The sequence below is a fragment of the Allocatenococcus thiocycli genome (assembly GCF_921292965.1).
GTDB classification, from domain to species: domain Bacteria; phylum Pseudomonadota; class Gammaproteobacteria; order Enterobacterales; family Vibrionaceae; genus Vibrio; species Vibrio natriegens.
Genome location: NZ_CAKLCK010000029.1, coordinates 101,796 through 114,944, shown reverse-complemented (window position 1 = coordinate 114,944; position 13,149 = coordinate 101,796). Strand labels below are relative to the sequence as shown.

Annotated in this window: 11 protein-coding genes; 3 read left to right on the top strand and 8 right to left on the bottom strand. The window is 43.7% G+C overall.

Translation table 11 applies throughout. The annotated features are described in order from the left end of the window. Positions 1 to 16 precede the first annotated feature (16 nt). A complete protein-coding gene (locus tag L9Q40_RS10685; RefSeq protein ID WP_329353136.1) occupies positions 17 to 298 on the top strand; it encodes a DUF2218 domain-containing protein in 282 nt (93 codons plus the stop codon). Positions 299 to 368: 70 nt separating this feature from the next. Here the strand turns inward: L9Q40_RS10685 and L9Q40_RS10680 are convergent, their stop codons facing one another. The 3 genes from L9Q40_RS10680 to yccS form a co-directional block, all read right to left on the bottom strand. Continuing rightward, positions 369 to 620, bottom strand: coding sequence for a YgjV family protein (locus tag L9Q40_RS10680; RefSeq protein ID WP_014234059.1), 252 nt, complete (start codon positions 618 to 620; stop codon positions 369 to 371). An 830-nt stretch (positions 621 to 1,450) separates the two neighbouring features. Continuing rightward, the gene (locus L9Q40_RS10675) at positions 1,451 to 1,612 is read right to left on the bottom strand and encodes a hypothetical protein (protein WP_014234060.1); all 162 of its coding nucleotides are present in this window, start codon (positions 1,610 to 1,612) and stop codon (positions 1,451 to 1,453) included. Between the two features lie 347 nt (positions 1,613 to 1,959). Then, the gene (gene yccS, locus L9Q40_RS10670) at positions 1,960 to 4,113 is read right to left on the bottom strand and encodes a YccS family putative transporter (protein ID WP_239947093.1); all 2,154 of its coding nucleotides are present in this window, start codon (positions 4,111 to 4,113) and stop codon (positions 1,960 to 1,962) included. A gap of 388 nt (positions 4,114 to 4,501) precedes the next feature. On the opposite strand from yccS, the gene helD reads away from it, so the two are divergent. Continuing rightward, positions 4,502 to 6,571 (top strand): DNA helicase IV, encoded by a 2,070-nt coding sequence (helD, locus tag L9Q40_RS10665; protein WP_498793266.1) that lies wholly within the window; start codon positions 4,502 to 4,504, stop codon positions 6,569 to 6,571. A gap of 77 nt (positions 6,572 to 6,648) precedes the next feature. Here the strand turns inward: helD and L9Q40_RS10660 are convergent, their stop codons facing one another. Both L9Q40_RS10660 and torT read right to left on the bottom strand, forming a co-directional pair. Then, positions 6,649 to 7,104 carry a methylglyoxal synthase gene (locus tag L9Q40_RS10660; protein ID WP_014234063.1) on the bottom strand — a complete coding sequence of 152 codons (456 nt, stop codon included), beginning with the start codon at positions 7,102 to 7,104 and terminating at the stop codon, positions 6,649 to 6,651. 71 nt (positions 7,105 to 7,175) lie between these two features. Continuing rightward, positions 7,176 to 8,180 (bottom strand): TMAO reductase system periplasmic protein TorT, encoded by a 1,005-nt coding sequence (gene torT / locus L9Q40_RS10655; RefSeq protein WP_498793265.1) that lies wholly within the window; start codon positions 8,178 to 8,180, stop codon positions 7,176 to 7,178. 161 nt (positions 8,181 to 8,341) lie between these two features. Between torT and torS the strand changes: the two genes are divergently transcribed. Next, positions 8,342 to 11,293, top strand: a complete 2,952-nt coding sequence (torS, locus tag L9Q40_RS10650; protein ID WP_498793264.1) for a TMAO reductase system sensor histidine kinase/response regulator TorS — start codon at positions 8,342 to 8,344, stop codon at positions 11,291 to 11,293. A gap of 47 nt (positions 11,294 to 11,340) precedes the next feature. On the opposite strand, the gene L9Q40_RS10645 is transcribed toward torS, so the two are convergent. From L9Q40_RS10645 to xisR, 3 genes are all read right to left on the bottom strand, one after another. Then, the gene (locus tag L9Q40_RS10645; protein ID WP_014234066.1) at positions 11,341 to 11,532 is read right to left on the bottom strand and encodes a hypothetical protein; all 192 of its coding nucleotides are present in this window, start codon (positions 11,530 to 11,532) and stop codon (positions 11,341 to 11,343) included. Positions 11,533 to 11,613: 81 nt separating this feature from the next. After that, positions 11,614 to 12,903, bottom strand: a complete 1,290-nt coding sequence (locus L9Q40_RS10640) for a site-specific integrase (protein ID WP_498793263.1) — start codon at positions 12,901 to 12,903, stop codon at positions 11,614 to 11,616. After that, positions 12,900 to 13,121, bottom strand: a complete 222-nt coding sequence (gene xisR / locus L9Q40_RS10635) for an excisionase family protein (protein ID WP_498793262.1) — start codon at positions 13,119 to 13,121, stop codon at positions 12,900 to 12,902. Before xisR ends, L9Q40_RS10640 begins: the two co-directional genes overlap by 4 nt. Positions 13,122 to 13,149: the final 28 nt, after the last annotated feature.

The following is a 13,149-nucleotide window of genomic DNA, read 5'->3' as shown; positions in this document are numbered from 1 at the left end:
CAAGTAAAGTGACTCTATGATTACAGAAACGGCTCACATTGAAAGTGAACACGTGAGCAAATACTTAGTGACACTTTGTCGACATTTCGCGCGCAAGGTACCTGCAACATGGGATGAGACAAATGGCTTAGTCACTTTTCCTCCAGGTCAGGCGGTACTTACCGTTAGTGATACCAAGTTAACAATTGTCTGTGGAGCTGACTCTGAAGAAGGTTTAGGTAAAGTCAAAGATATCATCACTTCTCATGTTGCTATGTTCTCACGTCGAGAGACCATAGAGCTTCAATGGATGAAATGATAAAACGCAAAAAAGCCCGCTAACAGAGGTAGCGGGCTTTTTAAATACTGTATTTTTAAGACATCGGTGTCTATTGAGCTTTTTCAGGCTCTAGGTTGCTTTTTTCCTGATGCATTTTAGCTAGGAAGTACACGTTAACACATGCAATAAAGCCGTTGGTTAGTACAACTGGCCATGAATCAATCATAAGGCCGTAAGCGGTAAATAGACCACAACCGATAAAGTTAAGGATACGAAGTTTAACGATGTCTTTCATAGTAAGCGAGATAGCAACCATGATAGAAGCCGCATAACCTAGAATTTCAACCATATTCATTTCCATTTTTTGACCCTCTTTAAATCTGCCGAATATGTCGGTACCAATTCTTCTCTTCTTGAGATTATTGAGGAAGCTCCGTGCCTCGAATGGTCTTTATGTTGGGCGTACTATAACAACGTACATAACGTGATAAAAGCCTCAAAATTGGGGAAAGTGAAGGTTAGCGATTACGCAAACGTTTAATAAGAAAATTATTGATAGCGTTATTCATTTGTTTGATTGATTGTGCTGATGAGATCAATAGTTAAAACGTATTTGAAGATGCTTGAATGGTTCACTAAAATAGAAAATGATAATTATTTACATTTGTACTGTTATGTTGAACCTTGCTATTAGCCTTATTCTTTCTTTTGCATTAATCCGTAGAACACACCCAAGTTCTTGGAGTGCTGAGTTGCATATTCTGTCGCATCTGATCTGCGCATTGTTTCTGCAACCGATTTATATTATTCCCTATCTTATGGTTACGTTTTACTCGTCCCCTTTGCTGATAAAACTGTCTAAACGTACGAGTTTCTACAGCGTTATATTTGGCTTTTTGCCACTACTGGTTGCATCGGGAAGTTTTGTTTTCACCTGAAGCACGCATGTCTAAAGGGTTGTCCTGAAAGCTAAAGCTTCAATACGGTATTTGGGTTTGATTTGACAATAAATCAGTGAGGCTTAACGAGTATTCATTTGGAGAGGGGGAGTTAACGGAGGTGCAGGTTAGGACTCTGCTCTTCTGCTCTAAGTATTAAAAGGCGTTACTTTGTACGTGCTACAACGAGGGTAAAGTACGGCAGAACAATACGCGAATTGGATTCGTGATCAGCGAGATCGAGGAAACAAGGTTAAGAAAACAGTTGTGAAATCATCTCACGCTCTTCCGAAGAAAGCAGTGGAGAACGTTTTTTGTCTAGGGTCTTGCTAATTTCACCCTGAAGAGACTTAAGCTGACTGTCCGTTAAATCACTCAATTTTTGTTTAAGCTCGTTAAATTGCTGTTTGTTCATATCACATTCCTCGTTGTACACAGGTTTATCCTTCATTACCTATTTTTAGGGCCTCCATGGCCATACAACAAACTTATTCACACAAGGCTAGATTAGAGCTCAATCGCATTATTTTTGTCCGAATATTGTCAGGGTGTGTCAAGTGAAGGGTCAAAATGTGACTAAATTGTAAGGTGAAAAAACTGGTTTGTAGGAAGGTGTGTAAATATGTAGGAATGGTTACCAGCATGGCTTTAGCACATGTTGAGTTCAAGAACGCTCGCTTTGATTGATGTATTTATTCGATAAAAAAGGGAAGCTAACAAGCTTCCCGAGTTAAAGAGCAGATCAGTGAGTCGCGAATACGATCAGTTAACGCGGACCGCGAATTTACTTGCCAGTGAATGTAACTCCGGCAACATGCGATAAATAAGGTGGAGTTGTTGCAATACCATTCGAGCCGAGCTGTCATCTTCGTCCCGCCATTCATTTAAACGTTGTTCCAGACCAGCGTCTTCAATATCCGAGAGATCACATGTTTCACAGTGCTGGTGAAGCTGCTGATGAAGAACATCCAAATGCTGATGAATACAACGGTGGGCGTCTAACACTAATTTATGAATTGAGTTATCGTCGATACGTGTACGATGTGCACCCAATGCAGAGATATAGTTCAGCATAGCGTGATTGAGAGTGAGAAAACGGAAACTTTCATCAACGGCGGTTCTGTATTTCCCTGGCTCAGCAAGCATGGTACTGATAGCTGAGGTGAGCGTTGCGTCACTATTATGTGCCTGACGACGTGCGATACGATAACTTAAGCTGTCTTTTTTACCGACTCGGTATTGACCAATGATCTGTCCAAGGTATTGCTTGTTTGCATCAATCGCATCTGACATGACTTTATGAAGTCGTCGGGACTGCCAGTCAGGAAGAATAAACATGACCGCCCCTACCGCAAGCATACAACCAATAATTGTATCGGCCAGTCGAGGCAGTACAACTGCGTAGCCTTCGCCTAGCTGGTTGAACAGGAACAGTACGAGCAGGGTGATAAAGCCAGTTGCATAACCATAATTGTTCATTCTAAAGGCGAAAAACATCACACCGGAGACGACAACGAACACCAATTGGCTTTCTTGAGAAGGAAAAGCGGTGAGCAGCATCACGCCAACTAATAAGCCAGCCAACGTCCCAATTACTCGGGCAGTAAGCTTCTGGCGCGTTGCACTGTAGTTAGGCTGACATACAAACAAGGTCGTTAAAAGAATCCAATAGCCACGGTCAAAATCAAACGCCTGAATAATTCCATAACCAAGCGTTAATGCAATCGACATACGTAATGCATGGCGAAACAGTAGGGAGTCTCGATGGAGGTTCGCTGAAATCCGTTGCCACATGGCTTTTAAAGTATGTGGATTGGTATCGTCCAGCATGTCTTCTTCAAGTCTTTCGGCATCGGGGTTATTGATATTACTCAGCTGTTTTTCGACGGTAGCTAAGTTATTGAATAGGTAAGTAAGCTGACCTAATAGTCGTTTCCAGTGACTCTGCTTTTGTTCTTCGAGATAGTTAAGGGAGTTTTGAACCTCAGCTAAAGCGAGAATGGATTCATTGGTGTGAGTGTACTCGTTACCAAGTTGAATCGCCTGAGCTATATCACGGCACGCTCGCGCTTGAGATTCTAGCAGATACTTAAATCGAAACAGGACATCCGAACGTTCAAACTCAGTTGCCAGATCTTGATAACGATAATGACTGGAACTCACGCGCTCGTGAATGTCTTGGGCGATAAAATAGATATTTAAAAATCGGTCACTTGGACCATCGATATGACCGCGTTTCGAGCGGTTAAGCAGCGTGGCTTTACAAGCATTGAGAGCCGTCACTGTCGCTGCGTTGAGGCGTGCTGCTTCAATTCGCATAGGCTGCGGTTCAAGGTTAATCACCGGATGGAAAAGTTTTGCTTTTGCATCCAGATAATTCGCCATTTGGAAAAAAACGTTCGCCAGATTTTGTTGTACGGGCTGCAGCGGCCAAAAAATCTGCCATATCATCGACATGAAGTAATACCATGCCGCACCAGTTAACAGTAGCAGTGGTTGGAACCATAAATTTGGGCTTTCATGGGCGCCAAGCATGGTATAGATGGCGATAAGTAAGGATCCAAACGCAATACTGGCGTACTTAGGGCCAATTGCACCAAGCATGATGAATCCGAACGTAGAGATAAATAGTCCGGTGGCAAACAACAACGGAGTGTTGAACAGAATTTCAATTGAAAACGCGGCAACAGCAAAACAGATGAACGTTAAGATTAGCGCTTTTATTCGTCCGGTAAAACTGTCGTCACTTTCCGCCAGCGCTGCGGCGATAATTCCCAATATCAGCGGCGTAATCAATGTATTTTGACCGAAATACCAGGCAGGTATGACAACACCTAATAAGGTTATCAGTATAAGAATACTGTAGTTAACGGTTTTGTTAGCCCAATAGAGGCGAAATTTAGAAGTTGCTTGCACGTTGCGCCTTAGATTTCCGATAAAAAACGGACAGTTATACCCGTATATCCCGAGGTTGTTTGGATATCATACCAACTCCACTATAGCGTTTTTATGATTTAATTTAAGAAAAAAGATAGCTTGCTTATGAAATAACCAGAAAGAGCCTCGAGATTAGCGTGACTAGTTAAACGCTTAATCTTTAAGGCTTCCTGAGTTGATAATTTCTTTACGTAAGCATGATGTTTTTAGGTTGATTAGTGTTAGTAATGTTCACAAAATCAGCAGTAATGTGAAATTTATTTAAGAATGTAAACCAGATGCTTATTTCAGTGCGTCGCATTGCTACAATTTGATGTTCTAAAATGATATAAATCGAAAACTTATCACTCAAAAAGGCGCACATTTCATGCAGCTTACTGCCACCAGCAAAGCACAGTTTTTTATTCAAAATGAGTATTATCATGTCGAAATAAAAGAGAACAGTGTTTTATTAAGTTCCATAGGCAGTGAAGAGCATATTCCGTTTACCGTGTGGAATGGCAAAGTCAACGTCAAGCGTGGCTTGCTTTGGAGCTCGCTACAATTCTTTTCTCATGAGCAAGATGGTAAGCAACGAAGCTGGTTGGTTCAGGGATTACCATGGCCACAATGCAGAAAATTCGCGCTTGATGCGGTGCGCCAGTATCAGGACTGGCACAACAATCAGTGTAAAAAGTTAGCCGAATACCTTCCTGTATGGGAAGAGGAGCTCTATAAGTTAAAACACCTGCCTGCTTATCTTTCACACTCCCAGGTTACGTCCTGGGTTGAGCGTTTAAACCAAGAACTCGTGGAAATTAAAACGACTTTGGAAGAAGCAAAATTACGCATGCCGAACCGCATGGCAGAAATTGAACCTTGGCTTGTTGATACTTCTGAGACGTTAGAAGAGCGAAATCGAGAGTGGTTGGAGAGTGAACGTCCAAACTGGGAGGTGCTGTTCAGCCGTATTGAGTCTTCACCATTGAACCTGTCTCAGCAATATGCCGTACTGCTCAACGATGATCACAATCTGGTGCTCGCAGGTGCTGGTTCTGGTAAAACCAGCGTCCTTACCGCACGTGTCGCTTATTTACTTCAAAGCCATCAGGCACAATCTGAAGAACTGCTAATGCTTGCTTTCGGGCGTGATGCCGCGACAGAGATGAAAGAGCGCTTAGTTGAAAAAGTAGGTATGGCGGCAGAGGGCACTCGTGTAAACACCTTCCATCAATTAGGGTTGTTCATACTGAATCAAGTCGAACCACAGCCCGTGGAGATTAGCCCATTAGCGTTGGACGATAACCAACGTACGGCGTGGTGTATTGATTGGCTTAAAAAGCATTGGATGACTCCTACAAACTTCAAGCGCTGGCAAAAGCATTTGGACAAGTGGCCTATTGCCTATTTGAAAGGGGATGATGAGCTGGGTAGCCACTCTGAGAACCCTAAACTGATTGCGTGGTTAGACTCACAGCTGTCACATCTGGCGGCGGTTGGATTAACCAAAAAGCAGGTTCAAGAAAAACTGGTCGATCATCAAGAGTACACTCGATTAAATAGTGAGCTCGCACTGTGTTGGCCATGTTTTACTGCCTGGCAAAAAATGCTCAAAGAGACAAATCAGGTTGATTTCCCAACGATGATCAGTCGAGCGACTGAGTATGTAAAAAAAGGTAAGTTTGTCGCTCCATGGCGCTTTGTTATGGTCGATGAGTATCAAGATATCTCTCCTGATCGTTTAGCGTTAATCGAAGCGCTGTGCGAATCCAGTGAGAAACAAGCGGGTGCAACATTATTTGCAGTAGGGGATGACTGGCAATCCATTTATCAGTTTGCCGGAGCTGATGTTGATCTGATTACTGGCTTTAAAGACAGATTTGCGTATTCGACGGTTCATCATCTTGACACAACTTATCGTTTTAACAATCAGATTGGTAATGTGGCAAATGCGTTTGTACAGCAAAACCCAGCGCAGTTACCTAAGACTCTAAATAGCCACAAACAACGTAAGCAAAAAAGTGTCCACACAGCGCCAAGTAACCAAGTGGAGAAAATCCTCGACCAGTTAAACCAACAGGCGAAGCAAACTAAATCGGTGTTGCTGCTTGGACGTAATCATTATCATAAACCAGATCTATATGATGACTGGTTGAGACGATTCCCGAACCTTGATATTCGCTTTATGACATGTCACGCGAGTAAAGGACGTGAAGCGGACTTCGTGATTATCCTGTCGGTAGATGAAGGGCAATTCCCAGCGAAGAAAAAGCAAGTCCATATTGATGGTGCCTTGACGGAATCTAACGATAAGTTTCCGTATGCCGAAGAACGCCGATTGTTTTATGTTGCGATTACCCGAGCGAAAGAAAAAGTCTGGATTACCCATACAGGCGCTGGTTCTGCGTTCATTCAGGAGCTGGTTGCAGGGGACTACCCAATCATTACTTCGCGCTAAATAAAATAGACACCGTTTGAAATAACAAAGGCGATACTCGGTATCGCCTTTGTTTTATCTAAAATATCGGGCACAGATTATGTGCGCTCGCTCAGATAGGCTTCATAGTCTGGCACTTCGATATCGACTTCTTGTTCGATAAGCGGAGAGTTGAAAATGAATTTTGCAGTTGCACGGTTGGTCGCAACTGGAATATTCCAAACGCTGGCAATACGAAGAAGCGCTTTTACATCTGGATCATGCGGTACGGCATTCAATGGATCCCAGAAAAACACCAGTACGTCGATTTTACCTTCCGAAATCAAAGCACCAATCTGTTGGTCACCACCCATAGGGCCGCTGATCATATTTTTAATCGCTAAGCCTGTTTCTTTACTTAACATATGCCCTGTTGTCCCTGTCGCATACAGGAAGTGGCGTTGAAGTTGTTCTTTGTTTTCTTGTACCCAGCGAAGCAGTTCAGGTTTGCAGTTATCGTGCGCAACTAAAGCCACGTGCTTGTGTGCAGGCATGGTACGAGTTGTTTTTTGCATCAAGTTATTTCCGATTCAAAATGATAAAGTTATTTTTGGTGTATTGGTTAATGAAACACTTTTTTAATCGATCAATCAATAGGCTTGACGCTGAATGTTGGCCTATATTCGGACGGGGATAACGATTCCTGAATTGTATCTTCGTCAAGCGTTGTTGGTGTCAGTGGTATGATGCTCGGTGACGCATGTTTTTCATAAGGTAAGTCTCTCAAGTAGCGTGTTGCCTGAATGAGGGATAGTCGACCTTGCTCAACCATTTTATCCGTTGCTGCGAAGAGTACCTTATTACGCAGTAAGCCACGATAAACGCCGTGACTTAAATAGACGGAAACCAAGCCAATCTCACTCGCTTTATCGGCACTGCGCAGCTCACTGATCGCTGCCTCAATGGCCACTGCGCTTCCAACGATGTAGTCAATGTTGCCTTGGTCAATGACGCGTTGCACTAGGTTACGCTGTAACTCTTTGTCGTTATCCGCCCACAGAGTAGTAACAACGTGGATATCGCTGTCTTTTATGGCGTCGTAAAAGCCCGTCGCTACCGGTTTTGTTCCACCGCGAGTGCGCGGGCCAAGCAACAAAGCGATATTGGTATTGCCAGAACCTTTGGGATGACGTTCGGCTAAATACTTTCCTGCTTCATGTCCCATCCAATACCAATCCACTCCGACTTCACCTTTTAGCAGAGGACTCTGTTTTTTATCTAGAATGAGCTGGTTGACTGCTGCGAATACGGGGGTGTCACCCACTAAATTGGTTAAGTTGTGTTCATAGGCATGAGGGTCGACCGTACCCAAAATGATGGCGTCGGCACCCCATTGATGACAAAGCTTGAGTTGTTGTTCCTGACGGTGTTTTACCGGATATCCACCGGCTTCCAATACGCGAAGGTGAACACCTTGTTTTTCTGCTTCGGAAACCATGCCGTAATTGACAGACAACCAATACGAATCTTTTAGATGTGGGTAAATGGCACAAATTTTTTCTTCAGCTAGCGACGGTAGGGATGCGAATAATGCACCGGCGAGGATGAAGTGTTTGATAATTGAGCGAAGCAAGCTTTGATTAATAACCATGGATGAAGTTCGTTGGCTTAGATTGAGTGAACAATGCAAAATATAACGTATTATACCCAAATATCCTCAGGATATTTATTTTAGCAATATCACTGTGAAGCTTTCATATTGAAATTATTTGAGTATATTTCGCCAAACATGAATAGTAAGGTCATTAAAATATGTTGCTAGCAACCGCAAGCATCGGTCGTAAGCTTTTGCTCTCTTTTATTGCGATGGCAATGTTGGTCATGTTGTCTGCATTGATCGGCATGTCAGGCTTTTCGATGGTGTCGAAAACGGAAAGGAACGTGGTTGATTCTGCGATTCCTGCCATGATAGAAGCCCGGCAGGTCTCTGAACTAAGTTCTCGTATTATTTCTTCTGTTCAGACGCTGTCTAACGCCAAAAATGAATTTGAGCGACAAGCCGCGGGACGAGCACTCTTCGACCAACTGGAAGTGTTGCTTTCTCATATCAAAAAGCTTGGCAGAGACGCGTTTGATTCCCAGCTACTCGATACGTTAGAAAGCCATGTTCAACAGGTTATTAATAACCTGGGTGATTTGGGCACATCGGTTGAACGTAAGCTCTATCTCGCGAAAGAGATAGAAACTCGGGTCGAAGAAATGCGTTTGCTCAGTGAGGAACTGGAACAACTGACCCGAACTCAAGTGCAAAACACCAGCACTGTCGCTGTCGCGAATGTGACTCACATTTATGGTCTGCTGGAAGCAAACAAAAAAGAACAGGCTTACCAAGCTCTGGATGCGTTGGTTGAAGTCGATTTGGATCTGACCGAGCGGCTACATGAGTTTCATCTGCTGGCGTTTCAGGTTCTCAACCAAATTGAAGAAGCGCGTACGCTGACCAATCTAGATCGTATCCAACAAGTTCAGGCGGACTTCGCTAATAACCTTCGAATTATGAAGAGGCGCGTGCAGGCGGTGGAAGATCCGACGTTGTCGACGCGAATGGGGCAGCTGCTCACGGATCTTGGTGAACGTCAGGTCGTCTTTAGCATCTTAATGCATCAATATGAAAATAATGAGCAGTCTCAACAATTAATGCAAAGAACACTGGAGCTATTTGCTGAACTTAATAGTACCGTTAATAAGTTGGTTGATGATTCCAACACTGCCACGTCGGTTGCGATAGATGAAATGACGAGTTCACTCACATTTGCACAATGGTCATTGGCGATTATTTCGGTGGTTGGCCTCATAGTGGCTATTTTAATTGTTTGGCGTGTTGTTTATGTGTCGGTGCTCAAGCGACTTGGGGAGTATTCATCAGCGTTGCTGTCGGTGGCGCAAGGCAACTTAGCAGTGGATCTGACAGTCAAAGGAAAAGATGAACTCGCGCATATGGGGCGAGCTATTATTACCGCAAGAGACACCGCTCAGGCGTTAAAAGTTGTTGCAGAAGGTGAGGCGAAGGCGAAGAAAGAACTCGAAGAGCATAAAGAACACCTTGAAGAATTGGTAGAGCAACGTACTTCTCAGCTAAAGCAAGCCAACTACCGCTTGAATGAAGAGGTATTAAACCACGCTAAAGCACGTAAGCAGGCAGAACAAGCTAGTCGAGCTAAGTCTGCTTTCCTTTCTACGATGAGTCATGAAATACGAACACCTTTGAATGGGGTACTAGGAACCGCACGTTTGCTCATGGATTCAGGATTAAATCCACTGCAAAAACGCTATGCAGACATCATTAATCGAAGTGGTAAAACGTTACTTGCCATCATCAATGACGTTCTGGATTACTCAAAAATAGAAGCCGGCCATCTCGAAATACGTCATTCAGACTTCGACTTGCATCAACTGGTGCAAGACACTTACCAGCTAATGGAAAGTCGTGCCAAAGAAAAGAACTTGTTGTTCTCTTACCATATTGAAAGCGATGTGAATAAGTACTGGAAAGGTGACGCAACACGGATCAGTCAGGTGCTGAATAATCTGGTTGGTAATGCGATAAAATTCACCCAAGAAGGGGAAATTGATATCTATGTGAGCCTCAATCCCGAAGACGAAACGCAAGTTCTATTCGAAATTTCCGACACTGGTATTGGTATCGCGGATAAAGAACAAACATCGCTGTTTGATGCCTTTACTCAAGCCGAAGGTGGATTGAGTCAAACTGGTGGAACGGGGCTTGGCCTTGCGATTAGTAAACGTATTATTGAGGCAATGGATGGCACGTTGGCGTTTGAATCAGAAAAAGGCCAAGGCAGTCGTTTTTGGTTCTCGTTGCCACTCGAAAAGAGCGACGAAGTAAAAACAAATGCGGTTGTAAATACACCGTGTGTAGTGAAAGCCAAAGTATTGCTGGTTGAAGACAACGAAGTAAACCGAGTGGTTGCGGAAGGTTTTCTGCAGAGCATGGGGCACGAAGTCGTCACGGCTGAAAACGGACTTCAGGCAGAAAAAATATTAGAAAAGCAGGATTTCGATATAGCGTTAGTCGACATCAATTTACCTGATTGCAACGGCGCCGATTTAATTCAGCGTCTTAAGTGCATTGAACAGAATAAGCCTCAACGACAAGCGAACTCACCAACACCGATGGTTGCGGTTTCTGCTCATGTATTTGAAGAGGAAGTGGAACGTTATCTGGAGGCAGGGTTTGATGGTTACTTACCCAAGCCATTAGTGAAAGAATCTCTTGAAGTCATGATTCAAGAGCAGTTAGACGGCAAACCGTTGTTATTGGGTCAAAGAGAGCAGGGTTCATCGCATAAAGAACCCGTTTCCACAGACGATGTTTTGATATCTGTAGATAATAACCCGCTTGCTGCTGAAAATATTATTTCACCACACGTTGTGCTGTCTGATATGAAGATTTTGGGCAGAGAAAGAATGCTGCACATTATTGATTTATTCCGAACCAGCAGCCTTGATGTTCTCAATCAATTAGAGTTAGCCGCAGAGAAAGATGACACACGTGAGGTGAGGTCCTTAAGCCATAAACTCAAAGGAAGTTCGGGTAGTTTAGGCTTAACCTCACTAATGAGAACGCTGCAGAGCATCGAAGCCGCAGAGGACCCGCTAGAGGCGTACAAGCAAAAGAAAAAGGTGCTTACGGATCAAGTAACCGCATCGATAACCGCGCTTGATGAACTGATAGCGGATTAATGACTTTGATAAAAACAAAAACCTCCGGAAGGTGCCGGAGGTTTCTTCTATTCGCTCATGTCATCTTCCCACTCGAACCGAGTGTCTAGAGCATAAGGGTCATCGTCAAAAGGATGATCCACTCTGCCTCGCAAGTATTCGAGTTGATGCTCAAGCATATTGACCGTATCGTAGTCTCCCTCTGAACAGGCAACGTAAATCTGTTGCTCCAGAGCGGCAATGTTATCTCGGATACCCATGAGAACCCCCTTAAATCGTCATCGATTCTCAAAACGATTATAGTGTAAATCGCCTAAGTTGATGAAATATAAGTAATTTTATCAACTCTTGTTTGCCAATGGGGCGCTGGTGGGACAATTTGAAAATTGATCGTTTAATCGATCGACTTCGGACTGCCCCGCACTTGGCATGAATTTACCGTAAACGTTCATTACCATTTGTGCGTTTCTGTGCCCCATCTGCTGCGCTACGAAATTAACGTTTGCGCCTTTTGTCAGCATCCAGCATGCGTAGGTGTGTCGCGTCTGATATGGGTTACGTCTTCGTATTCCAGCTCTCTTTACGCAGCGGTCCCACGCTTGGCGAATGCCTTCATTAGACAAGTGTAGCTTATTTAAAAAAGAAGTATCTTTGCTTGTTGAATTGATAAAAACCCAAGTGCAAGAGTCCGTTCTCGCTCTACCTCTTTCAAGAAGTTTTACATCAACGTCTTGAGAGGGGCAAAGCTGACTTATTGCTCGTTGGGATTGCAGGGCATCAAACGCAGGCTGAAGTAAGTTGATAGTCCTGACGCCTGATTTTGTTTTTGGTAGCTTGAAGTGATCGAGCCTTGACAGGTTCCGACTGACTTTTATTTGCCGCTTTACGAGATCAATATCTTCCCACGCTAAAGCGCACAGCTCACCGTGTCGCATTCCGGTAAACACAGCCAGAGTGATGATGTTCTTATCTTGCTGTGACAGGGTAGCGTTAGTCATGATCCGGTTGTATTCGTCAACTTCAAGCGGGTCGGGTTCGTGCTGCTCTCGCTTTAACCGCTTCACGCTATCAAAAGGGTTCGCTTCTGTAATTCGAGCTTCGCGGGAAAACTCAAACACATTTTTGCATGTCGATAGATAGTTATTAACTGATGTTGCAGTCATGCCGGTGCGATTCGCCCTGTCTGTATATCGAGTGGAGGAGGCAAGCATTTTAGATCGCATTGTGAGAGCATCAGCAAGTGTGATGTTATTAGCCAGCCGCTCTTCACCAAGGAGCTCTGCGCACGTCTTTAGCTCTGATGTTATTTTTCGAAGCGTGTTTTTTGTCACCTCCGCCTCTTTGGTTGACAACCATAAATCAAATAATTCTCTGACAGTCAGTGTGAGCTGCTGCTGTTTTGGAGAGCTGAGAACAAGTGGGCTTTTTGAGTTGGGGAATTGCGAAGCATAGCAAAAGGAGCCATCTGATATTTGAGAGACAATGCGGCTACGCAACTGTCCTGCTTTTTTGATATTTTGTTTTGTAGCCGGCCATCCCTTTAATGTTTCTTTGCATCGCTTCCTTTTGTAAGTGAAACTGATGCGAATTGATTTCCCCCTAATCTCTACACCCTCGGGGAGATTATTCACGTAACGGACTCCTGTTCAAAAAAGTGGTTCATTTCAACGTGGTTATACATTGCTGTTCTTCCGTTCTTGCGACCCGTTGTTGAAATCATTTTGTAGTGCTTGCCTTCAACCAGCTTGGTTTGCTGAAGTGATGTTAACTGACTCTTAGATAATCCGGTTATTTCGATATACTTCGACTCATAGAGCCATTCGGGCAACTGGTAGACTTGGATGATCATGTTGACCTCTCTTTGTTGAAATTAAAAC